Annotated in this window: 27 protein-coding genes; 20 read left to right on the top strand and 7 right to left on the bottom strand. The window is 65.6% G+C overall.

What is annotated here, in order from left to right; translation table 11 throughout:
• Positions 1-58 precede the first annotated feature (58 nt).
• Positions 59-1,249: a serine hydrolase domain-containing protein gene (locus tag ACX80V_RS21040; RefSeq protein WP_485844778.1), complete on the top strand. Its 1,191-nt coding sequence runs from the start codon at positions 59-61 to the stop codon at positions 1,247-1,249.
• A gap of 67 nt (positions 1,250-1,316) precedes the next feature.
• Positions 1,317-1,670: a GNAT family N-acetyltransferase gene (locus tag ACX80V_RS21035; protein ID WP_485844777.1), complete on the top strand. Its 354-nt coding sequence runs from the start codon at positions 1,317-1,319 to the stop codon at positions 1,668-1,670.
• A gap of 21 nt (positions 1,671-1,691) precedes the next feature.
• Here the strand turns inward: ACX80V_RS21035 and ACX80V_RS21030 are convergent, their stop codons facing one another.
• A complete protein-coding gene (locus ACX80V_RS21030) occupies positions 1,692-2,756 on the bottom strand; it encodes an ROK family protein (RefSeq protein WP_485844776.1) in 1,065 nt (354 codons plus the stop codon).
• Between the two features lie 382 nt (positions 2,757-3,138).
• Between ACX80V_RS21030 and ACX80V_RS21025 the strand changes: the two genes are divergently transcribed.
• Genes ACX80V_RS21025 through ACX80V_RS21015 form a run of 3 tightly spaced genes read left to right on the top strand, consistent with a single transcriptional unit; the run spans position 3,139 to position 6,478 of the window.
• Positions 3,139-4,551, top strand: coding sequence for an ABC transporter substrate-binding protein (locus ACX80V_RS21025; RefSeq protein WP_485844790.1), 1,413 nt, complete (start codon positions 3,139-3,141; stop codon positions 4,549-4,551).
• Positions 4,548-5,549 carry a carbohydrate ABC transporter permease gene (locus ACX80V_RS21020; protein WP_485844775.1) on the top strand — a complete coding sequence of 334 codons (1,002 nt, stop codon included), beginning with the start codon at positions 4,548-4,550 and terminating at the stop codon, positions 5,547-5,549. Before ACX80V_RS21025 ends, ACX80V_RS21020 begins: the two co-directional genes overlap by 4 nt.
• Positions 5,549-6,478 (top strand): carbohydrate ABC transporter permease, encoded by a 930-nt coding sequence (locus tag ACX80V_RS21015; RefSeq protein ID WP_485844774.1) that lies wholly within the window; start codon positions 5,549-5,551, stop codon positions 6,476-6,478. The genes ACX80V_RS21020 and ACX80V_RS21015 overlap by 1 nt, the downstream gene beginning before the upstream one ends.
• 36 nt (positions 6,479-6,514) lie before the next feature.
• Here the strand turns inward: ACX80V_RS21015 and ACX80V_RS21010 are convergent, their stop codons facing one another.
• The gene (locus tag ACX80V_RS21010; protein WP_485844773.1) at positions 6,515-7,105 is read right to left on the bottom strand and encodes a hypothetical protein; all 591 of its coding nucleotides are present in this window, start codon (positions 7,103-7,105) and stop codon (positions 6,515-6,517) included.
• A gap of 116 nt (positions 7,106-7,221) precedes the next feature.
• Here ACX80V_RS21010 and ACX80V_RS21005 point away from each other — a divergent pair, with 116 nt between their 5' ends.
• The 5 genes from ACX80V_RS21005 to ACX80V_RS20985 are packed head-to-tail and all read left to right on the top strand — an operon-like array spanning position 7,222 to position 12,575.
• Positions 7,222-8,286 (top strand): zinc-dependent alcohol dehydrogenase, encoded by a 1,065-nt coding sequence (locus ACX80V_RS21005; RefSeq protein ID WP_485844772.1) that lies wholly within the window; start codon positions 7,222-7,224, stop codon positions 8,284-8,286.
• A complete protein-coding gene (locus tag ACX80V_RS21000; RefSeq protein ID WP_058929885.1) occupies positions 8,283-9,080 on the top strand; it encodes a sugar phosphate isomerase/epimerase family protein in 798 nt (265 codons plus the stop codon). The genes ACX80V_RS21005 and ACX80V_RS21000 overlap by 4 nt, the downstream gene beginning before the upstream one ends.
• Positions 9,077-10,408, top strand: coding sequence for an MGH1-like glycoside hydrolase domain-containing protein (locus ACX80V_RS20995; protein ID WP_485844771.1), 1,332 nt, complete (start codon positions 9,077-9,079; stop codon positions 10,406-10,408). Before ACX80V_RS21000 ends, ACX80V_RS20995 begins: the two co-directional genes overlap by 4 nt.
• On the top strand, positions 10,405-12,312 hold the full coding sequence (locus ACX80V_RS20990) for a glycogen debranching N-terminal domain-containing protein (protein ID WP_485844770.1): 1,908 nt from the start codon (positions 10,405-10,407) through the stop codon (positions 12,310-12,312). Before ACX80V_RS20995 ends, ACX80V_RS20990 begins: the two co-directional genes overlap by 4 nt.
• Positions 12,313-12,359: 47 nt before the next feature.
• On the top strand, positions 12,360-12,575 hold the full coding sequence (locus tag ACX80V_RS20985; RefSeq protein ID WP_058929882.1) for a hypothetical protein: 216 nt from the start codon (positions 12,360-12,362) through the stop codon (positions 12,573-12,575).
• Between the two features lie 88 nt (positions 12,576-12,663).
• Here the strand turns inward: ACX80V_RS20985 and ACX80V_RS20980 are convergent, their stop codons facing one another.
• Positions 12,664-13,848 carry a metallophosphoesterase family protein gene (locus ACX80V_RS20980; protein ID WP_485844769.1) on the bottom strand — a complete coding sequence of 395 codons (1,185 nt, stop codon included), beginning with the start codon at positions 13,846-13,848 and terminating at the stop codon, positions 12,664-12,666.
• Positions 13,849-13,992: 144 nt separating this feature from the next.
• Here ACX80V_RS20980 and ACX80V_RS20975 point away from each other — a divergent pair, with 144 nt between their 5' ends.
• On the top strand, positions 13,993-14,460 hold the full coding sequence (locus ACX80V_RS20975; protein WP_485844768.1) for an SRPBCC family protein: 468 nt from the start codon (positions 13,993-13,995) through the stop codon (positions 14,458-14,460).
• Positions 14,461-14,493: 33 nt separating this feature from the next.
• On the opposite strand, the gene ACX80V_RS20970 is transcribed toward ACX80V_RS20975, so the two are convergent.
• The gene (locus tag ACX80V_RS20970; protein WP_485844767.1) at positions 14,494-14,991 is read right to left on the bottom strand and encodes a DinB family protein; all 498 of its coding nucleotides are present in this window, start codon (positions 14,989-14,991) and stop codon (positions 14,494-14,496) included.
• A gap of 113 nt (positions 14,992-15,104) precedes the next feature.
• On the opposite strand from ACX80V_RS20970, the gene ACX80V_RS20965 reads away from it, so the two are divergent.
• Entirely contained in the window at positions 15,105-15,428 is a 324-nt protein-coding gene (locus ACX80V_RS20965; protein WP_104062533.1) for a hypothetical protein, read from the top strand.
• A 65-nt stretch (positions 15,429-15,493) separates the two neighbouring features.
• On the opposite strand, the gene ACX80V_RS20960 is transcribed toward ACX80V_RS20965, so the two are convergent.
• Positions 15,494-15,811: a hypothetical protein gene (locus tag ACX80V_RS20960; protein ID WP_485844766.1), complete on the bottom strand. Its 318-nt coding sequence runs from the start codon at positions 15,809-15,811 to the stop codon at positions 15,494-15,496.
• 167 nt (positions 15,812-15,978) lie between these two features.
• Here ACX80V_RS20960 and ACX80V_RS20955 point away from each other — a divergent pair, with 167 nt between their 5' ends.
• Genes ACX80V_RS20955 through ACX80V_RS20945 form a run of 3 tightly spaced genes read left to right on the top strand, consistent with a single transcriptional unit; the run spans position 15,979 to position 17,726 of the window.
• Positions 15,979-16,308, top strand: coding sequence for an ArsR/SmtB family transcription factor (locus ACX80V_RS20955; protein ID WP_254750419.1), 330 nt, complete (start codon positions 15,979-15,981; stop codon positions 16,306-16,308).
• Entirely contained in the window at positions 16,298-17,275 is a 978-nt protein-coding gene (locus tag ACX80V_RS20950) for a TIGR03086 family metal-binding protein (RefSeq protein ID WP_485844765.1), read from the top strand. The genes ACX80V_RS20955 and ACX80V_RS20950 overlap by 11 nt, the downstream gene beginning before the upstream one ends.
• Positions 17,276-17,291: 16 nt before the next feature.
• Positions 17,292-17,726 (top strand): SRPBCC family protein, encoded by a 435-nt coding sequence (locus ACX80V_RS20945; protein ID WP_485844764.1) that lies wholly within the window; start codon positions 17,292-17,294, stop codon positions 17,724-17,726.
• Positions 17,727-17,786: 60 nt separating this feature from the next.
• On the opposite strand, the gene ACX80V_RS20940 is transcribed toward ACX80V_RS20945, so the two are convergent.
• Positions 17,787-18,944 (bottom strand): glutamate--cysteine ligase, encoded by a 1,158-nt coding sequence (locus ACX80V_RS20940; protein WP_485844763.1) that lies wholly within the window; start codon positions 18,942-18,944, stop codon positions 17,787-17,789.
• 316 nt (positions 18,945-19,260) lie between these two features.
• On the opposite strand from ACX80V_RS20940, the gene ACX80V_RS20935 reads away from it, so the two are divergent.
• On the top strand, positions 19,261-19,641 hold the full coding sequence (locus ACX80V_RS20935) for a VOC family protein (RefSeq protein ID WP_485844762.1): 381 nt from the start codon (positions 19,261-19,263) through the stop codon (positions 19,639-19,641).
• Positions 19,642-19,755: 114 nt separating this feature from the next.
• Positions 19,756-20,100 carry an iron chaperone gene (locus ACX80V_RS20930; protein WP_485844761.1) on the top strand — a complete coding sequence of 115 codons (345 nt, stop codon included), beginning with the start codon at positions 19,756-19,758 and terminating at the stop codon, positions 20,098-20,100.
• A 12-nt stretch (positions 20,101-20,112) separates the two neighbouring features.
• Here the strand turns inward: ACX80V_RS20930 and ACX80V_RS20925 are convergent, their stop codons facing one another.
• Positions 20,113-20,547: a nuclear transport factor 2 family protein gene (locus ACX80V_RS20925; protein ID WP_485844760.1), complete on the bottom strand. Its 435-nt coding sequence runs from the start codon at positions 20,545-20,547 to the stop codon at positions 20,113-20,115.
• Between the two features lie 157 nt (positions 20,548-20,704).
• Here ACX80V_RS20925 and ACX80V_RS20920 point away from each other — a divergent pair, with 157 nt between their 5' ends.
• The 3 genes from ACX80V_RS20920 to ACX80V_RS20910 are packed head-to-tail and all read left to right on the top strand — an operon-like array spanning position 20,705 to position 22,807.
• Positions 20,705-21,562, top strand: a complete 858-nt coding sequence (locus ACX80V_RS20920; RefSeq protein ID WP_485844759.1) for an alpha/beta fold hydrolase — start codon at positions 20,705-20,707, stop codon at positions 21,560-21,562.
• Positions 21,563-21,575: 13 nt separating this feature from the next.
• Complete coding sequence (locus ACX80V_RS20915) at positions 21,576-22,082, top strand: GNAT family N-acetyltransferase (RefSeq protein WP_485844758.1); 507 nt, start codon at positions 21,576-21,578, stop codon at positions 22,080-22,082.
• 2 nt (positions 22,083-22,084) lie between these two features.
• Positions 22,085-22,807, top strand: a complete 723-nt coding sequence (locus ACX80V_RS20910; protein WP_485844757.1) for a hypothetical protein — start codon at positions 22,085-22,087, stop codon at positions 22,805-22,807.
• Positions 22,808-22,944: the final 137 nt, after the last annotated feature.

Here is a 22,944-nt window from a genome sequence, read left to right as displayed (position 1 = left end):
GGGCAGCTGGCGGTCTCTTGGGAGTTCAGGTGCTGACCGGCCCGTGAAGGGACGTGGGATGCAGGCAGCCGTTCATGGTTTCAGCTCCTCCGGCCTTGCGGTCGCCGTGGCAGCGGCCGCGCTGTTGGCCTCGCTCGCAGGCTGCACCAGCGCCCCGGATCCGCCAGATCAGCAGTCCCCGTCCGTTCAATCCACGACGGCGGCGTCCGCCACTGCCCCGGCGCCGCGGGCTTTTGTGGGAGTGCTGGAAAAGTACAGCGCGGAAATGCGCGCAGGGGGAGCGACGGCCGTCATCATCCAGCTGAAGTCAAGGCTGGGCGAATGGTCCTCGGCCGAAGGCGTCCGAAGCCTTGAGACCCGGGAACCCGTGCAGTTGAGCGACCAGACCCATATCGGCGACATCACCACCACCATGGTGGCGGTGTCCGTCATGAAGCTGGTGGAGGAGGGAAAAGTCCAGCTGGATGACCCTATCCAGAAGTACCTGCCGGACTTCGAGAACATCATCAAGCCGCCTGGACCCATCACCATACGCAGCCTCCTCAGCCACCGGTCCGGGATGCCCGACTATTGGGTATCGCCCATCCACACAGGTGACGGGCCCTTCACCCATGAACAACGTGTGTCGTTCGTTGCGGGCATGCCCTGGACCGGCGGATCGGGCAGCCTGTACAGCTACTCCGCCACGAATTATTCGGCATTAGCCCTCCTCGTCGAGAAGCTGCGGGGCAAGGACATCGGAGCGGTCATTCACGACGACAACGTGGTGCCCTTGGTGCTGCAGGACACCCTGATGACGGGGGAGGAACCGGGCCCGCAGCGGATGCTCCACGGCTACACCCGGACGGAAACCGGCGAGCTGGAGGACAAGGCTCTAGCTCCATTCCACAACCGTTCCCCCGACACCGGCATGATTTCCACCGTCCCGGAACTCAACACCTATTTCGCCGCCCTGCAGAAAGGGACGCTGCTGACGCCCCAAAGCGTGCAGGAGATGCATCATCCAAAGTACGAAACGTTCGGCCTTGGCCTCGTCAGGCAGTACGACGAGTGCTCCAACAATGACTATTTCGGCCATGTCGGCGTGGTGCGGGGATACGCGGCACTCGCACTGATCAGCGCAGACGGGTCCCGGCAGGTGGCAATGGCGGTGGCCCGTGAACCCGTCCGGGACCCGGTTGGTTTCGAAGACTGGCGGTCGCTCGAGATGGCCGAAGCAGCCGTTAACGCGCTCAACCTGGCCTGTTAGCGGGAGACGAAATAAGGGCGGGGGTACCGAGGTTAGGCTGTACAGGAAGCCGAACCGAGGAGATCCCGTGCACGATGTCACCATCCGCCACAACCCGGAGCGGCAGCGCTTCGAAGTGCTGACCGGCGGGAATGTCATTGGTAAAGCCGTGTACAAGGAGTACGACGGCGGCGGCTCGCCGCAGCGGATTTTCTACCACACGGTGATCAATGAGGAATACGGCGGCCAGGGACTTGCAGGCAAGCTCGCCAAGGTGGCGCTCAATGAAACGATTGACGAGGGTCGCGCCATCGTCCCGGTCGGCCCCTTCATCAAGAAGTACGTTCGCAAGCACCCGGATTACGCGGCGGCCGCGGTGGCCATCACGCCGGCGCACCTGGAGTTCCTGAACACCGCCTTGGCCCCGCGGGCCCGGGCGTAGCGGTCAGTTTTCCGGCTGCGCTTAGCCGAGCCGGGCGTTGACCGCGGAAGCAGAGAATACTTGGTTCACCAACAGGGAGGACATCCCGCGGATTCCGGCGTCCTCGCCCAGGGCTGCAAGACGGACGTCTAGGTGACGCGTGGCCCGGGGGAGCGACATGGGGTACAGCGTTTCGCGAATGCCGCCGATGAGCGACGACGAGGCAAGGTCTCCGGCGATGAGCAGGACTGCCGGATTAAGCAGGCACACCACGGTGGCCATCACTTCGCCGAGCCGACGGCCCGCTTCGTGTGTCAGCCGCATCGTGTCGACGTTTCCCGCCAGCAGTTGCTGGCGCACATCCCGCCCCGAGGAAGCCTCGATGCCGAGGCCTGCGAGTTCGCGTGCGATGGCGCCTCCACTGGCTCCCGCGGCGAGGCAGCCGAAGGAGCCGCATTGGCACTGCAGCTCAGCGAAAGCAGGGTGGCGGACGTGGCCGATGTCGCCCGCGCCGCCGTCGACGCCCTGGTAGATCCGCCCGTCGATGACCAGCCCGGTGCCGATGCCGGTGGAAACCTTCACCAGGCACAGCGAAGTGGTGCCGGCGAACCCGGCACTGTATTCGCCCACAGCCATCGCGTCCGCGTCGTTCTCCACCAGGACAGGAACCGGGAACGCGTCCTGGATGAACTCCACTATCGGGTAGGCGTCCCAGCCGGGCATGATGGGCGGTTGGCTGGGCCGGAGCGTGTGCGGATCCACCGGGCCGGGGATGGAGACACCCACCCCCGAGACCTTCGACGCCGGCGTCTTGGACCTCTTAAGGAGTCTGTATCCCGCTTCGATGATGCCGTGCAGGACTTTCTCCGGACCGTCGTCGACCGCAATATCCAGGTGTTCATCGGCCACGATGGCCCCGCTGAGGTCGGTGAGGGCGACGCGGGTGGAGGTTGTTTCAACCGACGCTGAAATCGTGCAGGAGTGCTGGAGGTTGAAGGCCAGGTCAGTGGGGCGGCGTCCGCCGGATGGCCTGGCAGTGCCTGCCTCGCGGATCAGTTCGGCCTTCAGGAGCGCATCCACGCGCTGTGCCACCGTCATGCGGGACATGCCTGTTTCTTCCTGGAGGTCCCCGCGCGTCCGGGCCTTACCCGACCGGATTAGCTGAAGGACGTCCCCTGGTCCCACGTACATCTGCGGCTCCTACGGTTGAAAGGCACTTTGGCAATCCTAGGTGCTCCTGAGGTGGAGGAGGCACAACCTGCTTGCGCCCGTGTCGATTGACTCTGCAGCTAATGCTAGACAGCTAGACAACATTTGGATAGCCTTTAGGCACAAGTCCCGGTTTTGTGACTGCGCTCACAGCCGGGAAGTCTTTCAGCACCTGTTTGCTGGCCCGGCCGAAGCGGTCCGGGCCAGACGGAAACGGGGGCCCAGCGCGCGAATCCGCGGCACCGGTTTCGGGGCCGCCGAAGACAGGAGCATCGAAGTGATGAGAACCAGAGGCCGCTCACAAGTGGCCGTGATTGCGGCAGCGTCGCTGACCATGGCAATGCTGGCAAGCTGCACACCCAACGAAGGTTCGAATGGCGGCCCAACCACTGGCGGCACGCAGGCGATCACCGTCTGGACGGCGGACACCCTGCCGGATCGCGTCGCCAAAACGGAGGAGATCATCGCCAAGTTCACCGCCGCCACGGGCGTTCAGGTTGACCTGGTGGGCGTGCCAGAGGACCAGTTCAACCAGGTCCTGACCTCATCCGCTGCGGCCGGGGACCTCCCGGATGTCATCGGCTCCATTTCGCTTGCGCAGGTCCGCACGCTCGCCGCCAACGACCTGGTGGACCCCGCAGGCAACAAGGCGGTCATCGAGAGCCTGGGTGCAAGCACATTCTCCGAGCGGGCCCTCGAGCTGACGCGGGACGGCGACCAGCAGCTGTCGGTCCCCGACTCCTCCTGGCAGCAGCTCCTTTACTACCGGAAAGACCTCTTCGACAAGGCCGGCATTGCGGCACCGAAGACCTATGACGACATCAAGGCAGCGGCGCAAAAGCTGGACACCCCGCAGCTCGCAGGCCTTGCGGCAGCCAATAAGCCTGGCGAGGCGTTTACCCAGCAGACCTTCGAACATATTGCGCAGGGCAACGGCTGTGAAATGGTCAATGACCAGGGGGACATCACTTTTGACAGCCCCGAGTGTGTGGGTGCCCTTGAGTTCTACCGCGACATGCTGACCCAGTACTCGGTTCCGGGCGCCCAAGACGTGGACACGGTCCGCGCTTCCTACTTCGCAGGCCAGGCAGCCATGGCTATATGGTCCACCTTCATCCTGGACGAGATGGCCGGCCTGCGTGACAACGCGAAGCCCACGTGCCCGGAGTGCGTTGTCGATCCTGCCTTCCTCGCCAAGAACACGGGCGTCGTGACAGGTATCCAGGGACCCGACGGCGGGCAGCCAGCCCAGTTCGGCGAGATTGTGTCCTGGACAGTCATGAAGGACTCTGCCTCGGATTCCGCGAAGAAGTTCGTGGAGTACTTCATGACCGACGGCTATGTTGACTGGCTGTCCATCGCCCCCGAAGGCAGGCTTCCGGTCCGTGCGGGAACGGCGGACAAGCCGACTGAATACTCGGACAAGTGGAAGACCATGCCCGCCGGTGTGGACCGGAAAGAACCTCTGGGTAACTTCTACTCCGAGGACGTCCTCTCCATCCTTGAGCAGGGTCCGGATGACCTGAAGCGCTGGGGCATCACCCAGGGCCAGGGCGACCTGGTGGGCGCAGCCTTGGGCGAACTGCCCATCGCCAAGGCCGTCAGCGACGTCACGTCCGGCGGAGTCGATCCTGCAACCGCAGCCAAGCAGGCCGCGGAATCCCTGCGCTCCATTCAGGGTTCGCTGAAGTGAGTTCTGTCAAAAAGGACGTTCCTGCCGGGCCGGCGGCATCAGCCGCCGGCCCGCGGGGGCGCCGCAGGCTTTCACCGATGGCCAGGGAGGAGCAGCGGGCCGGACTTACACTGCTTTCGCCCACGCTGATTCTGGTCCTGGTCATGGTGGTTCTGCCGATCCTCTGGACCCTGGTGCTGGCGTTCCAGCGCGTGCGGATCCTGAATATCCGTACCGCCGGCATCTTCGGCCCGTATACGGTGGCCAACTTCGAAAGCGTGTTCTCGAGCAGCTTCTTCACGTCGCTCGGCACTACGCTGGCATACTCCATCTTCGGCACCGCTGGGGCGATCATCCTGGGGCTGATCGCGGCGCTGGCCCTCCGGAGGCCGTTCAAGGGCAGGACCCTGATCCGCGCGTCCATGCTGATCCCTTACGTATCACCCATCGTGGCCGTAACGTTCACCTGGACCACCATGCTGGATCCGCAGTTCGGCCTCATCAACTATTGGGGAAAGCGGCTGTTGGGCTGGGAGGAGTCCATTCCCTTCCTCAGCGAGCGGGCCAGGGAAGTCTCCTTCCTCGGCCTGAACTTTGAAATCCCCACCGCGCTGATTGCCGTTATCGTTTTTGAAATGTGGCGGTCCTTCCCGTTCGCCTTCCTGTTCCTCACGGCCCGGATCAACGCTATTCCGGACAGCCTGGAGGAAGCCGCCAGGGTGGACGGGGCAACCCCCATCCAACGCTTTGTCCACATCATCCTTCCGCAACTGCTGCCCACCATCGCCATGCTGTCCGTCCTGCGGTTCATCTGGACGTTCAACAGCTTTGATGACATCTACCTGCTCACCGGCGGTGGCGGCGGTACCGAAGTGGTGGCCGTGACCGTGTTCAACTTCCTGACCGCGCGTGGCGATATTGGTGCCGCGTCTGCCCAGGCGCTGGTGCTGGCCGTAATCCTCGGCCTGATGGTGGGAATCTACATCAAATTCTTCGGCAAGAAAGAGGAGGTCTCCTGATGGCTGTCCCCGTCGAAACGAGACGCCCGGCCTCCCCGTCCCGGCCCCCGGAGGGTTCGCGCTGGACGCGGGACGTGATCGAGACCAAGGTCTTCGGTGTGCTCCGCTGGGTAGTGATCGTGGGCCTGGTGCTGGTGACGCTGTTCCCGTTCTACTACATGTTTATCCTCTCCATCAGGCCCCTTGACTCGCTGCTGCGCGATCCCGGCTCGCTGGCCATTCCGTTCGGCGAACTGGATTGGAGTTCCTACCGCAACATCATGACTCCGCAGGAGGACGGTGGCCAAGGCTTCCTGAGGTTCATGGGCAACAGTGCCATGGTGGCGCTGGGAACGGTGTTGATTTCGCTGCTGGTGGCCATTCCAGGCTCCTACGCCATCAGCCGGCTGAACTTCTTCGGCCGCCGCCAGATCAGTGCGCTGTTCCTGGCCGTGTACCTGTTCCCCAGCATCCTGCTGGCCATCCCGCTGTTCACCTTCTTCACGCGGCTCGGCCTGCGCGGCCAGCTGGTGGCGCTGCTCATCGTGTACGTGGCCCAGGTCATCCCGGTCACCATCTACATGCTGCGCAATTACTTCGACACCATTCCCACCAGCCTGGAGGAAGCCGCGGCCCTGGACGGCTGCAGCAGGCTCGGCGTGCTGCGCCGTATCAGCCTGCCGCTGGCCTTGCCGGCCATCATTTCCAACGGCCTGTTCGTGTTCATGATCGCGTGGAACGAGTTCCTCTTCGCCCTGCTGTTCCTAGTGAACACCCGTTCCAACTGGACCGTCTCGCTGGGCCTGTCCCAGCTGGCCGGCAGCATTGAAGTGCCCACCACGGTGCTGATGGCTGGTTCGGTGATCCTCACGCTGCCCATCATCATCATCTTCTTCGCTGCTGAGCGGCTCCTCACCGAGGGCCTCACTGCCGGCGCGGAGAAAGGCTGATGGCGGGCGATTCGGCCGCAAGACCGGGCACTCCGACTACTGCACGGCGTCTGCGAACTCCCGCCGCAAGGCAGGCCAGCATTCGGGGTGGTCCATCCCCTCGGTGGTGTAGTCCAGGCTGCCGGCCGCTGAGTAGACGCTGAGCGTGGTTCTGGCCTGGGGCAGCCGAACGGAGCCGGACAGGCACGCCTGGCCGGTGGCGCCGTCACTGTGGAATGTGGTCAGGGTGACATAGTCCTTGCTGCCTTCGGCGCGAACTGCCTGGATCGGTCCGGCAGCGAGTTCCAGGAGGTCCAGCAGGTGCGGGCCCAGGACGTACAGCACGCCCAACTCCTCGCGCCAGCCTTCGGTGGCTTTGCCAGCCGGGAATCCGGTGTTGAGGAATCCTCCGTCAAGGAATCCGCCGAGCAGCTCTTCGAACGTGCCGAAGGCCCGTCCGCCATGCTCTGCGGCAAGCGCCTTGGCGGTGCTCCCGCTCGCGGACCACACGCCTGCAAGTTCGGTCTCGGCGCCCGCGCTGTGCAGTGGTGCGTGCATGGTTGCGGCCCATTGGCCGGCGCCGACCAGCCCGACTTTCACAGCTGGATAGCGGGCAGGGGATTGCCTCGTGGAGGCGTCAGAAACCATGTGATGAAGATACTGCCGATTCTGCCTAACGTCTATACACAAGTAGGCTAGTTGTTATGCTAATGTCGTTTGCATCACAGTCCTAGCCACCTCACCTACCTAAGGATCGATCCGAAGTGTCCCGCTTCCTCCGCATGGCCGCGCCGCGCAGCGTCGCCGTGATCGACCAGCCTTCCGTTCCGCTCGAAGCCGGTCAGGCGCGCGTGCGGACCATCTATTCCGGCATTTCGGCGGGCACCGAGCTCACTGCCTACCGTGGCACGAACCCCTACCTGACATCCATCTGGGATCCCGATGCCCGGTTGTTCCAGCCCGGGCAGGAGGCGCTTGGCTATCCGCTGGATGGCTGGGGATATTCCGAAGTGGGCGAAGTGGTGGAGCTGGCACCGCAGGCAGGACAGGCGGTGGACACCGTTGATGCCGATCCTCCCGTGCAGGTGGGCGACATGGTCTGGGGGATCTGGGGCCACCGGGACGAGGGCGTTCTCGCGGCAGAATCACTGCGGGGCCACGTGCTGCCGGAAGGGATGGATCCCCTCGCCGGCGCCTTCGTGCGGGTTGGCGCAATCGCCCTGAGTGCCGTGCTGGCCGCGGACCTGGGCCCCGGCTCCACCGTGGCCATCTTTGGCCAGGGCGTCATCGGACTGCTTGCCACCCGCTTCGCAGTGCTTAACGGGGCAAAAGTGATCGCCGTGGACGGAATCCAGGCCCGCCGCCGGCGTGCCCTCGAATGGGGTGCCCTGCATGCCTTCGGCCCCGCCCCGGAACTGGCAGGGGACATCCGGCGCATCACCGGCGGCGCCGGCGTGGACGTGGCGATCGAACTCAGCGGAAACTACCGTGCACTGCACGAAGCCACCCGGGCGGTAGGTGCCGACGGCACCGTCATCGCCGCCGGCTTCTATCAGGGCGAAGCCGCCGGTGTCCGGTTCGGTGAGGAGTTCCACCACAACCGGGTTCAGCTCCTCGCTTCCCAGATCGGCTCCGTTCCTAACCGGCTCCGCTCCCGCTGGACCGTGCCCCGGCTGCAGCAGACCGTAGTCGACCATCTCGCCGACGGTCGGGTGAACGCGCCGGCCCTGGTAACCCACACCTTTCCCCTGGCGAATTCCGCCAAAGCCTACGAACTCCTGGACACGGACCCGGAGTCCGCCCTCCAGGTGGTATTGGAGTTCCCATGACCCTCATCACCGTCCAGGAGCAGCACCTGCCCGGTACCAGCCTGGAAGAGAAATTCGACCAAGCGCTTTCCTGGGGCTTCGGCGGCATTGAACTGCGGTCCGCCGGCGGGCTGCAGTTCCAGGCGCGCCTGCCGGAACTGCGCCGGGCCCGGGATGCCGGTGTGGTCATGCCTACCGCATGCGTGGAGATGCCCCACTTTGTCGGAGCCTTCGACGACGAACTGCGGAAGGACGCCGTCGTCCAGCTCAAATCGCAGCTGAGCGTTATGGCCGAGATCGGCGGCCGGGGCGTCATGACGCCGGCCTCCTACGGAATGTTCTCCAAGCGCCTTCCTCCATTCATCCCGTCGCGCACCGAGGAAGAGGACACCGCCGTGCTGGTGGAATCATTCACGGAGCTTGGCGAGCATGCGGCCGCCGAAGGGGTGGAGATCTATCTTGAACCCCTGAACCGCTATGAGGACCACATGATCAACACCCTGGCCGACGGCGTGCGGCTGCTGACGCTTGTGGGCCTGGACGCCGTACGCCTGGCTCCGGACACCTATCACATGAACATTGAGGAAAGCGACCCTGCAGCGGCCCTCCAGGACGCCGCCGGATACATCGGCCACATTCAGGCAAGCGATTCCAACCGCCTCGAACCCGGTGCCGGGCACATCGACTGGGCCCTCTTTGGTGCGACGCTGAAATCCATCGGCTACCAGGGCACAGTGGCCCTGGAATCCCGGTTGTCCGGACCGGCGGAGGAAGTCCTTCCCCGGGTGCCCTCCCTGTTGGGGCGATACCTGTGACGGCCGTTTCGGGGACCATCGACGACGGCGGGTCTCCAGCGACGGACGCAATGATCGCCGCGCGTTCCACGGCGGTGCTGGAGGCCAACTGGCGCACGACCCACACGGTTCCGGCCGCCGGCCTCTATCCCCACCAGTGGAGCTGGGATTCGGCCTTCATTGCCGTGGGTCTCAGCCGGATCTCACCCCGCCGCGCGGGCCAGGAGATGGATGCACTCTTCGCCGGCCAGTGGGATGACGGCCGGCTGCCGCAGATCATCTTCGATCCGCACCGGGACGAGGACTACGCCCCGGGGGCATCGTTCTGGCAGTCCCGCCTCATTCCCGGCTCCCCGAAGCAGGTGGAGACAGCAGGCTTGGTCCAGCCGCCAAACCATGCGTGGGCTGTCTGGAAAATCCACCAGGCCGACCCCGCCGAATCCCGCCGCCGCTCCTTCCTGGAGCGGAACTACTCCAAACTGGTCCACTGGCACGAATACCTGTCCGGCCGCCGCGACCGCGGCGGGTCCGGCTTGGCCTGCATCGTGCACCCTTGGGAGTCCGGCACGGACAATTCGCCGCTGTGGGACACGGTGATGAAGCGGATCCCGGCTGACAGCAAAACCGATCTGAACCGGCCCGACCTGCAGCACGCCGACGCCGGCGAGCGGCCCAGCCAGAAGGAGTACGGCAAATACTTCTGGATGGCTGAGCGCTACCGGGACAACGGCTGCGACGACGCCGATGCGGACTACCCGTTCCTGATGGAGGATCCGCTGTTCAACACGCTGCTGGCGGTGTCGGAGCTGGCCCTGGCGGACATCGCCGCCGAGCTGGGCCTGCCCGGCGAGGCCCACGGGGACCGGGCGCAACAGATCACCGAAGCGCTGGAGGCCCTGTACGTCCCGGAACTGGGCTGCTACTCAGCCCGCGACATCACCGATGGAACAGTGGTCAAGAAGGCGACCATCAACGGCCTGATCCCGCTCCTGCTGCCCGGACAGGTCCACGCCGACGCCCTGCTGGAGACCCTGTACGGACCCCGCTTCATGGACGGGCGCGCCCTGATGGTGCCCAGCTACGACGCCACGGCCGTGGACCACAATCCGGCCCTGTACTGGCGCGGCCCGGCCTGGTTCAACATGTCCTGGATGGTCGCGGAGGCGCTGGACAGGCTTGGCCACACCGACCAGGCGGCCTTCCTTCGGGGCAATATCGGCAGGCTCGCAGCGGAGCACAACTTCCCCGAGTATGTAGACCCCTGGACCGGAGCCGCGCACGGGACCCGCAGATTCAGCTGGACCGCCGCGCTGGCCCTGGAAACCACCTATCATCGGAGCACGCCATGACCGCTGTTGCACCCCCGTCCGCCGTCTCGGTCCTCGTGGCCCACGGCGCCATGATGCGCGGCGCTGCCGACGGAAGCGTGGGCCGGGCAGACGCACCCGCGCAGGGAACCGAAGGCCTCTACATTGCCGATACGCGCCTGCTGTCCCGTTGGATCCTGGAGATCAACGACTCCACCTTCTGGGATGTGGGCAGCGTCCGTGAACCGGGCCGCCGCGAGACCGCCCTCAGTCCGGCGGCACGGCGGAACCAGACGCACGACCTCTTCGTCCTCCGGACCCAGGAGCTGGACGCCGGAGGCCTTACCGACACCCTGCGCATCCGCAACCTTGGCCGGGTGCCAATCACCGCCCGGCTGGTCCTGCGGGCCGGCACAGACTTCGCGGACCAGTTCACCGTCCGCACCGACGGCCGGATCTTCGATCTCAGCGCCGCCGCCAGCAGCATGGACGTCCACGACGACGGCTCGCTGGCTTTCGATTACAGCCACACTTTCCGTGGCCGGACCTTCGAGGCCGGCGTCCGCCTGGCCGCGAGCATCCCGCCAACGGTCCGCAGGGAGCCTGCCGACGGGCGCTTCGTCGGCGCCGCCCTGTCCTGGGATCTGGCGCTGGCAGTGGGGGAGACGCAGGCCCTGACTGTTTCTGCGGTCGCCAGTGGCGGGCAGGCACGCCCGACGGTTCCGGCCGCCGTCGTACGTTCCGGCGAGGGGCTGACCGCCTTGGCGCGCCAGAGCCTGAAAGACCTTGATTCGCTGCTGATGCCCTGCCCCGTCAAGCCCGAACTGACCATCCCCGCGGCCGGGCTGCCCTGGTTCCTCACGCTCTTCGGCCGGGATTCCTTATTGGCGTCGATGCTCACGCGTGAAGAATGCCCGCAGCTGCTGGGCGATGTGCTCCGCGCGTTGGCTGCAACGCAGGGAACAGCGGATGATCCGGCGCGGGTGGAGCAGCCGGGGAAGATTGTCCACGAGGTGCGCGTGAGCGAGCTGGCCCAGTTGGGTGCTGTTCCCTACGGCCGCTACTACGGCACGGTGGACTCCACACCGCTGTTCCTGATGGCGATGGGGCAAGTGGAGGATCCCGCGCTGCTCCGCGACCTGGAGCAGCCCGCCCGGGCCGCCGTCGAGTGGATCCTCGGCGACGGCGGCCTGAAGGACACCGGGTTTGTCCGCTACACCCCGGACCCCGCGGGCCTGCTCCACCAGGGCTGGAAGGACTCGTTCGACGCCGTGGCCGGAGCCGACGGCCGCGAACCGGTAGGCGCCATCGCCCTTGCCGAAGTGCAGGGTTACACCTGGCGCGGCCTCCGGGAATGCGCCCGCCTCGCAGCCGAGCAATGGGATGACCAGGCCTGGGCAGGCACCCTTCGCGGGCTCGCCGACGAGCTGAAGCTCCGCTTCCGGGACGCGTTCTGGATGGAGAACCAGAACTTTCCCGCCCTGGCCGTGGACGGTGAAGGCCAGCAGGTTGACGCGCTGGCCTCCAATGCCGGCCATCTGCTGTGGGCGGGGATCCTCGATGCGGACGACGCCCGTGCGGTCGCGTCCCGGTTGCTCCGGGACGATTTCTTCACCGGGTGGGGGATCCGGACCCTCGCCGAAGGCCAGCACTTTTACCACCCGATGTCCTATCACAACGGCTCCGTCTGGCCGCATGACACCATGCTGGCCGCGGAGGGAATGGCAGCCTACGGGCTGACCGACCAGGCACGGACCGTGGCAGAGGGGATCCGGGAGGCGGCCGCGCACTTCGGCAACAGCCTGCCGGAACTGTTCGGCGGGTTCTCGCGGGCGGATTTCCCTGTGCCGGTTACGTACCATCACGCAGGTTCGCCGCAGGCGTGGGCTGCGGCCGCGGGCCTGGCCGCTGTCCGCCTGACCAGTAGCTCCGAGCGGGCGGACTAGGAAAAGCGCACGGGTTGCGATGCCGCCGCCGGGCTTATCGTGGAGGTATGGACTCGCCAAAGGTGCAGCTGTACTTGGATATCACCGCTAAAGGCCTGTGCCTGCTGGGCGTCGCGCTGATGATCTTCGGCCAGGGTGGATGGTTCTACGTGGGCGTCGCCACCGTGGTCCTGGGCGTGCTGTTCATCGGCGCCTCGCTGGTGGCCACCCGCAACCTGCGGCACAGGGGATGGGATGGGAGGAACCGGCCAACAGCCGGATAGCCCGTCCCACCCCCTCGCCCGCCAGTCCCGCCGGAGCCACACGGAGCCACACGGAGCGGCACCCTAGTCCTGGCCGACGCTAACGTCCCTAGGCTTGGGCCGGGTCCAGTGGCTGGGGAACGATCGGCTGGTCGTTGGCCGTCAGGTCGATGCCCATGTCCTTGGCGAAGACCAGCCGGGTGTCCTTGTAGATTCCGGGGTGGTTCTCATCCAGCTCAAAGACCCGGGCGCCGCGCAGGCGGTTCCGTTCAGCGCCGGGGAGCCCATAGGCGCCGAATCCGGTTCCGGGGGCGTAGCCGAGCTGCACCCCGTAGTAGTTGCCCACGTAGGTGTTCACGTGGTCGTGGCCCACAAAGTAGCCGAGCACATCCCCGCGCTCCAGGAAGGCGTTGAACAGGCCGGAGTTGATGGGACCGGGGCACTCGTCCTCGTTCCGTTCGCCGACGATGTTGTGCTTCGTGAGGGCCCGGGTGTGATCGGCGTCCGTCCGCGAGTCGAGGCTGGCGAACCACATGTTGCGGTGCTCGTGGAGCGCAATGTGGCCCCACATGAGGGAGGGGACCTTCTTGCCGTACTTCTGCTCGGTGGCGATGGACAGGTTGCGGTACCAGGCGACCTGGTCCATGCGTACCCAGTCCCAGTCGGGGTAGCCTTCGAAGTCCTGTCCATTGATGGCGTCCGGGGCATACCGGCCGGTGTCGACGAGCCACAGGCCGAAGGCCGGCTCCTTGGACTTAGCCGACTGCACGAGCAGCATCGAGTTCGACGTCCCGGTGAGCCCCGGCGTGGAGTCGCCGTTCATGTTGAATTCGTAGGTCTGCAGGAACTGCAGCATTTTGGCCTCGGTCATGCCCGTCCGTGCCACGGAATCCTCGTCGTGGTTGCCGAACGTGATGGCCCACGGGATCTCCCGGCGCTCCATGGGCTGGACCACGTGGTTGAGTGCCTGCTTGACCTCCAGCTCAGAGTCGCAGCCGCCATTGATCACATCGCCGTTGATCACCACGAAGTCCGGCTTCTCCGCGTCCAGGGTCTTGTCCATGAGCTCGATCGTGCGGCGGTCCGTTTGCTCGTCGTCCTGGGTGTCGTTGAACTGGATCACTTTGAAGCCGCCGTTTGGGCGGAAGGCAAGTGCGGGCTTGGGTGCCTTCGCCCCCGGTGCCGCGTAGCTTCCGGCTGTCGCAGCCACTGTCAGTCCCAGCGCGCCAAGGGTTCCGGCGGCGGCCAGCGCGGCCCGCCGGCTGAGGGTGGGCTGGTGGATTCCGGTGGTCATCGATGCCTCTTTCACTGATGCGGCCGTACCTCCGGCCGTCGATCCTGCGACAGTACGCAAGACAGGTATCGGGTTCCGGAACACTTGGTGAACGCCACATGCGGGACTCGCTGAATATCGGCTCCCTCCACCTATGATTGCGGCATGTCAACTTACGAAGTCACTCGCAGCGCCCTTATTCCTGCCCCCGCGGAAGACGTGTTTCCGCTGGTCAACAGCTTTCTGGAGTGGACTAAATGGTCGCCCTGGGAGAACGTGGACCCGGAACTTAACCGCTCGTATTCGGGCAGTGACGTCGGTGTGGGGGCCAAGTATGCGTGGAGTGGAAACCGCAAAGCAGGCAGCGGAAACATGGAAATTGTCGAGTCCGACTTTCCCCGGAGTATCAAGGTCCGGCTTGAGTTCACAAAGCCGTTCAAGGCTGTGAATCCCACCACGTTTACGTTCACACCGGCCGACGGCGGAACCCAGGTCACGTGGCGGATGACCGGCGAGAACAAGGGGCTCGCGAAGATTTTCGCCATGATCGTGAACATGGACAAGATGGTCGGCGGCGACTTCGAGCGTGGGCTGGCTGCGCTCTCGGCCGCCGCGACGGCCAACAAGGCCTGACTCGGCGCTGCTGACGCCGGCGCTTGCCCGGCGTCAGCCGTTGAGGATCTGTTCCCGAAGTAAGTCGGCGTGCCCGCAGTGCTGGGCGAACTCCCGCAGCACGTGCAGGTATACCCAGTGCAGCGGGAGCGGGCCGCGGCGGTTGCCGCGGAGCACGTCGTCGAGATTCAACAACGACGTCGCCTGGCGCGATGCCTCGCACGCCTCCCGGTGCGCCTGCCGGATGCTGGCGATGGTGTCCTGCTCCGTGAGGATGAACGACTCGTCCGGCGTTGCCGGAATGCCGATCTCGGTGCGCGTCCGGCACGTGATGGCCTCGTCGAACCAGACTTTCTCCACGAACGCCGCGTGCTTCACCAGGCCCAGAAGAGTGGTGCGGGATGCCACCAGCGGCCGGCGCGCCTGCTCCTCGGTGAGGCCGTTCAGGCAGGCGTTGAGCATGTTCCGGTGGTCATCGATGAAGGCCTCGAACTGGGCGCGCACGGGCTGGCGGATGGCGTTCTCGGCGAACGCGGCTGAAGGAGCAGACATCCCCGAAGTATTGCAGGCAGGGGTCGCGGGGAAATGCGCGGCTCGCTGGGGGAAGGCCCGACGTCGGCCGCTCACCCATGGTGATCGCCGCGCCGCGCGCCTATGGTGAAGCCATGTCTGATTCCTTTTCGTCCTTCGTGGACACCTTCAAAAACATCGGCGTCACCAAGGCTTATGGCCCGGCCGTCCAGGTGGGCGGGGAAGAAATCATCCCGGTTGCCCTGGTGTCCTTCGGGTTCGGGGGAGGCGGCGAAGCCGGTGACGGTGCCTCCGGCGGGGGTGGCGGCGGGATGGTGCTGCCGCTGGGTGTGTACCGGACCGTCGGCGGCCGCGCGGCGTTTCGCCCCAACACCGTGGTCACCCTGATGTGCCTGGTCCCGGTGATCCTGGCTGCCGGCGCCGCTGGCGCCCGGGCTATCCGCGCCGCGCGGTCCTAGCCGTACTGCCCGGCCAGAAGCCTGCCCCGCAGCCTGTCCAGAAGCCCGCCTGGCCGGAGGGGCGACTAGCCGGAGACTCGGCGGTCGCGCGCCTGGCGTGCCAGCCGGATGAACCCATAGACAAAGGCGGCCTCGATCAGCACCATCAGCCCGAGCAGCAGCCATTGCCCCTGCGCGATGAAGACCACCGCGCCGGTGAGGACCAGCATGGTTCCCAGCGCCAGCGCGTACACGGCGAAGCCGAGGGCCACTTTGGCGCTGCGCACACCCGTCCGGAAGCCAAAGCCCACCGGTTCGCCGCCCGGATAGCCGGCCACACGGTCCGGGACTGCGGGCTTGAGCCTGTCGAATTCCGCCCAGGGATCCGGGTCCTGATTGCTCATGCTCCCATTATCCCGCGGTTCCCGGCCCACCCCTGCCCAAATCCCCACGGTTGCTCTATCACGTACGGCTGCTAAACCGCGGTTTCGGGGACCACAAGTGATAGAGCAACCGGGGAAGTTGCACCTGACACTTGCTGAAGACGTTAGTGGCCACTAACGTATCTCTGGTGCCTGATCTTCTCGAAACTGCCGCGGAACCGAACAGGCGCCGCCTGCTCCAACTGCTGGCCCGGGGCGAGCAGTCCGTCACTGAACTGGCGGCCAACTTTGCCGTCAGCCGGTCCGCGATCTCCCAGCACCTGCTGGTGCTCGCCGACGTCGGACTGGTGCGTGCCAGGAAGGACGGACGCAACCGGTACTACAGTCTCGACTCCGGAGGAATGAGGAGCCTCAGGGAATCCCTGGACATTTTCTGGACCGACGAACTGGATTCACTGGTGGCCGAGGCCACCGCCCTGCAGCATCCACATCTCAAGGAGAACCCTGATGACCATTGACAAATCCGTCTTCATTCCGGTCGACCCGGACACTGCTTTCGCCCTGATCACCCGGCCCGAACGGCTGCGGCGCTGGCAGGCCGTCGCCGCGCGCGTGGACCTCCGCGTGGGTAGAGAGTACCGCTGGACCATTACGCCGGGGCACTCCGCGGCGGGCACATTCACGGAAATCGAACGCGGCAAGCGCGTCGTCTTCACCTGGGACTGGGAAGGTTCCACGGCCCCGGCCGCCGATGCCTCCACAGTCACCATCACCCTGGACAGCGTCGACGGCGGGACCAACGTCCGCCTGGTCCACGAGGGCCTCAGCCCGGAGGGTGAGGCCGGCCACACCGAGGGGTGGAACCACTACTTCGAGCGCCTGGTCACGCTGGCCACAACGAACGACGCCGGCGCGGACGATTGGGCGGCGGCTCCGGATCCAATCAACGAGCTCATCAGCGCCGAGGCCACGCTCGCGATCGTCCAGCGTGTCCTGCGGACGCTGACACATGGTGACGCGGACAAGCCGACACCGTGCGAGGACTTCACCGTGAGGGAGCTCGTGGACCACCTGGTGGGCTCCATTACGGGAATCGCGAAGGCCTTGGGCGTCGCCGTCGTCGATCAGCCGGATGCTGCGCCGGAAGTCCGCATCGCGGACGCCGCCCAGCCCACGCTGGAAGCGTTCCAGGCCCGCGGCCTGGAGGGGACCGTCGACATGGGCTTCGCGGAACTGCCGGCCTCCATGGTGGCCAACATCCTGAACCTGGAATTCCTGGTCCACGCCTGGGACTTCGCAACGGCCACCGGCCAGGACCTGGACGTTTCGCCGGTGCTGTCCGACTACGTCCTGGGCCTGGCCCACAACACCATCAGCCCGCAGATGCGCGGAAAGAGCTTCGCCGACGAAACCCTGGTGGAAGAGTCCGCGGTAAGTATGGACCGGCTGGTGGCGTTCACCGGCCGCCAGGTCATGGCCGACTGATCGCCGGGGGAGAGCCGTGGCGCACGCAGAAAACGAAACCAACATCAGCCGCTCGCCGGAGGACGTCTACGCCTACCTGGCCGACGGCCTGAACAACCAGGCATGGCGCTCGGGGATTCAGGCCACCGCCCTGAAAACCGGTGCGGCCGGAGCCCTGGGCGCCTTCTACAGCCAGACGCTCTCAACTCCTGGCGGACGGCCCATCGCCGGCGACTATGAGATCACCGCAGCCGAACCTGGCAGGCTGCTGGCCTTCCAGGTGGTGGCGGGCCCCGCCCGGCCCACCGGGGAGTACCGACTCAGCGAAGTTCCCGGCGGGACGATGGTCAGGTTCACCCTGGACCTGCAGCCCAAAGGGCTCATGAAGCTCGTGGGCCCGGTGATCGCCCGCACCATGGAGGCCGAAGTGGCGCAGCTGGCGAAGCTCAAAACGGTCCTCGAAGCCGCGTAGGCGACGGGGAATCCGACGCGAGGCCCCAGGCGCGCGGGTTTGCTCTATCAGGTTTGGTGGCTAAACCACCGGGTTGGGGACCAAAAGTGACAGGTCAACCGGGGTGAGCGGCTCGTAGATAGCCGGTTCCTGGTGGGTAACCACGACGGCGTCGCTCACCACGTCAGCCAGCCGGCCGTGGCGCGCGTAGGCCTGCCGCTGCAGCCTGGCGCCGGTTCCGTTGGCGAAGATCCGGTGCAGGGATTCCTCGACGTAGGCTGCGTCGCCCGCCTCGACCAAGGCGTCGCGGACATGGTTATGGAGCGCGGCGATGACGTTGCGTGCGGACTCCGGTTTGTGGGTCAGCGGGTGGAGCAGCTCGCCCTGGATGCCCCACCGGCTGGCCAGCCAGGCTCCCTGGCGCAGGATGATGGCCGGAACCGTGTCCGCCGCCTGCCCGGATTTCCATTCCCGGGCAGCTGTCTCCACCAGGCCCCGCACCAGGGCGGCGATCAGGACGGTGTCGCGGGGATCGAGGCAAACATCGGATACCCGGATCTCCACGGTGGGGTGGCGGGCGGAGAGGCGGGCGTCAAAATCAGGGTTGTTGACTACGCCCGTGGCAGCCAGGTCCGCCACGCGCTGGTGGTAGGCCTGCGCCGAGCCGAAGATTTCCGTCGGCCCGGCAGAGGACCACCGGTTCCAGGCCTGTGTGCGGAAGCTCGCATAGCCGCTGTCAGCGCCGTCCCAGAACGGGGAATTGGAGCTCAACGCCATCAGCGGCGGCAGCCAGGACCTGATGCGGTCCAGGATTGCGACGCCTTCCTCATCGGAATCGACGGAGACATGGATGTGGCATCCGCAGGTCAGCTGCTCACGGGCCACCACGGCGAACTTTTCCAGCAGCGCGTCATAGCGGGGGTTGCTGGTGGAATGGGGTGTCACTGCCAGCGGGGACGTGGCAAGCGCGGCGATCCTGGCGCCGACTTTTCGGGCGAGTGAGTCCGCGTAGGCGCGGCCTGACAGGATCTCGGCGGAGAGTCCGCTCAGGGTGCTGTGCGGGTGGGTGATCACTTCGAGCTGTTCTTGGTGAAGCTCGACGGCGAGCATCGGGTGCGTGGAAAGGTCCGCCGGTTCGCCCGGGTCCTGGAGGCGCAGCAGGTCCGCTGCCAGAGGCAGGGGACTGCCGCTGGAGGGATCAACGATCAGGAATTCTTCTTCAACACCAAAAGTACGCACTAGCTAAGTGTGCGCCAACAAAAGCGGCTCCAGATGCCACAGTTGTTCACGGCAACCGTGGAGGCTTCCGGGAGGGCCGCCCGAAGCGGTTGAAATCCCCTATATCCGCGGGTGCCCTTTCAGTTCCATAATGGCCACATAGGCTTCGGGGACCCTCGCGCCGATGATGGCTGGCGCGGCGCAGGAGAGTCCCAGGTGGCCGCTCCGGCACTTGGCGCAACGGGCGGCCACGCGGCACCGGACAACGGGGTTCCGGATCCGCCACAGGGGGAGAGCATCGCCACCAACGCGAAAGCAAGGCACAAAGGAAATCATCATGCTCAAGGATCGAACCATCATGGCTGTTCTCGCTGCGAAGGACATCAACAGGGCGAAGGATTTCTATCGGGACAAGCTGGGCCTGGAACCGTCCGAGTCCATGGAGGACGACAGCCTGTTGTACAGCGGCGGCAACGGAACGGGTTTCCTGATTTACCAGACAGAGAATGCCGGGACGGCCAAGAACACCCAGATGGGCTGGGAAACGGACAACCTCGAAGCCGAAATGGAGGAACTGCGGGGCCGCGGGGTCGTCTTTGAAGACTACGATTTCCCCGGCCTGAAGACGGAGAACGGCGTTGCTGATAACGACTGGGGGAAGTCCGCCTGGTTCCTGGACAGCGAAGGGAACATTCTCAACATCTCCCAGCGCAAGTAGCCAGGCGCAGGGCTGATTGGCGCACGAAGGGGCCGCACTTGCCGCGAAGGCAGGTGCGGCCCCTCGCGCCACGCTCAGGAATAGCGCGCCACGCCTAGGAATAGAATGGGCGCCATGGGCACCGTTGACGATTCCTTGGCCGATCTTCCTGAGCCGGACCGCGGCTGCCTGCAACATGTGATCGACATTGCAAGGGCCGTTGTGCCGGAGGCCGAGCAGGGGATGAGCTACGGGATGCCCGCCCTGAAACTTGAGGGAAAGCCACTCGTGGGCGTCGTTCGGGCAGCCAAGCACCTCTCCGTCTTCCCGTTTTCCCCGGCGGTGATTGACGCCGTCGCCGGCCGGCTTGAAGGGTACTCCCTGTCCAAAGGGACCATCCGGTTCACGGCGGCGCATCCCCTCCCCGACGACGTACTGGAGGACATCGTCCGGCTGCGCCGTGCCGAGATCCTCAAGTAGGGCTGGCGCCGATCAGTGTTTGGACAATTCCGGAAGCAGCCCGAGCTGTCCCAGGAAGTCCATCTGGTCAAAGTAGAAGTGGTGCGAGGTGATCAGGCCGCCCTCGACCCTGGCGATGTCGCAGCTTCTGACTCTGACGTGTTTGCCGGTGGCTGGCAGCGTTTGACCGGAAGGCAGGCTCAACGGCCCGGTGTTCGTTCCGGTGACGAAACCCTCATCGATAGCCACATTCCCGGCCTCATGTTTATCGGCGTACTCATACGTGACGTCCGGCAGCGCTTCCCAGAAATGGACGAAGTAGTTGGTGATTCCCTCCCGCCCGGTGAGCTCGCCTTCATCAGGGGTGAAGGCCACGGCGTCCTCGGCGTAGCACCCCGCTAGTGTCTCCTTGTCTTTTGCTGACATGGCCGTGGTTAAGCGGTCCATGACGTCGCGTGCCTGTCCCATTTCGACCTCCATGTGTTGAAGGCGGCCGCACGAAAGCGCGGGCCGCTTCGTGGTTTGGCCCTGCATGCGCAGACGCCAATTTAAGTACACGTCCGCTGTAGAGGAGTGTCAACGAACGGGGATACCCTCTGTGAATACCGCCCACGAAGAGGAATCCATGGACACAATTGAGGCAGTTCTCCATGACGGCTCAACCATCCCTGTCGCCCTTCACGGCGACGGCCCCGCCGTCCTCCTGCCGGTCAGTCTGGCGCCCCACGCCGCGGCGGAGGCGGAGACGCTGCGCCAGTGGGGCGGGGACCCGGATCTGGGACCAAACCTCATCAACGGGCTGTCACCAACCAACCGGGTCATTGCTGCCGACTACGAAGCCCACCGCATGTCCCACCCGGCGCCGCAGACGCTCACGCCGGGGAACATCGCGAAGGATCTGCTGGCAATTGCCGATGCCGCCGGCGTCGACCGTTTTGCCTACTACGGCTACTCCTGGCTGGCGCTGTGCGGCCTGCAGCTCGCACTCCGCACCGACCGTCTGCGGGCGCTCGCCATGGGCGGGTTCCCGCCGCTCGAGGGCCCGTACCGAAGCATGCTGGCGGTCACCCGCGCCGCGCATGCCATGTCCGTGCAGGCGGCAGGCGAACCGGCAGGCCCGGTCCCGGAACCTGAGCCGGGCGACTGGGACTCGGTGTCGGTCCAGACCACCGAGGCGCAGACGCAGCAGTTCGTCACCCTGTATGAAGAGCTGCAGGGCTTTGACGATTCCGCCGCAGCGCTCCCGGCGGACCTGCCCAAACTCGCGTTCGCCGGCGCCGAGGACCAGATCGACTACAAACCGGTCTGGGGCGGCGTGCACGTGGCCATCGGGGAGCCCCTGGCGAGGCATCAAGCGGCCCTGACCAAGGCCGGGTGGGACGTCCGCGTCCTGCCGGGCCTGGATCATCTGGGCGCGATGCACAGCTCGGTGGCGCTGCCCATCCTGGCCGGCTGGCTGCAGAAGACCGGCTGGGTGAACTAGCTAGGCTGGGGCCATGGACTTTCTCATCAGGCAGGCCACTCCCGAGGACGCTGAAGCCGTGGTGCATATGCACACCCTGGCCCACGAGGAGACCTATGGTGACCGGCTGTCAGCGGAGTTCTTCCGCACGCGGAGGGCCAGCATTCCCGAACGTGTGGAACGCCGTCGACCATTCCTGGCCGGTAGGGACCCGCGGATCATTGCCGTGGACAACAACCATGAAGTGGTGGGTCTCGCCGACTCGGGTCCCGCACGGGATGAGGACGGCCCGGAGGCGCTGGAACTGTATTCGCTGTACACACTTCGGCGGACGCACGGCAGCGGGCTGGGGGTCGCGTTGCTGAGCGCGGCCATCGGTGAGAGCCCGGCGTATCTCTGGGTGCTGGAGAACAATCCCCGGGCGCAGGCCTTCTACGTCAAACACGGCTTTCGCCCTGACGGCACGCGCGGCCAGCTGCCTCCCGAGTGGGAAGAGCTGCCCGAAATCCGGATGGTCCGTCCGGCGCGGGCCCGGTCATGATCATGCAGACAGGATCTCGGCCGGACAAACGGACCTTGCCGCGGTGGGCGAGGATCGCCGTCGTCGTTTATCTGACGGTGACGGTTGCCGTTGTTGCCGCTGCGCTCCTCGCCGGCTCTTTTGACATGGGTCTGTATGCCGTGTTCCGGGAGCGGCTGTGGCTGGCCGTGGTGGTTCTGACGCTGCCCGTTTCGGCAGCGTATTTCGCCGTGGTCTTCTTCCTTGACACCTCGAGTCCGCCATCGCCGGGTGTGTTGAGTCCGACGACGGTTGTCCACTACCTGGGATTCCTCGCCCTTGCGGTGGTCAAGGCAGCGCTCTTCCGGTGGATGGTCCTGAGCATCCGGAAGCCCGTTCCAGCCGCCGCCACGCCTGTGTCTGTGCCTGCCGCTGTGCCTCTGGATCCGGGGGTGACAATTCACGGGGTCACCCGGAACGTCCGGCACCTCTGGTGGACCGTGCCCCTCGCCGTCCTGCTGAGCCTTCCGCAGTGGTTCGTGGCGGGTTTTGCCTGGTGCGGGATCAGCGGCTGCAGCGGCGGAGGTTTCGGGGTGTATACCGGGGCCGAATGGTTGGCGGTCACGATGACCGTTGTGAACGGGTTCATTTTCGCGGTGGCCGTGTTCGCAGTCCGCTGGCTGTATCCCACAGGGAGGCGCGCCCTCATTGCCTTGGCGGCCGGAGCGCTGTTCGGGCTTTTGGGTGCTGCGGTGACGCACGGCTGAGGACTGCGTTCACCGGGGCGCGGGTTGCCCCCGGGGAATCATGTCAAGATGCGCGCGTAGCATTCTTCGTGGAATCATTCCGAAGTGCGCGCGTGGCGGGCTTGGGTTTGGCGGCTTGTTTGCTGGTCGTGAGCGTT

It is taken from the genome of Pseudarthrobacter arbutini, assembly GCF_054510915.1.
Note: the sequence above shows the minus strand (reverse complement) of the source record. Positions and strands in the feature narration are given on the sequence as shown.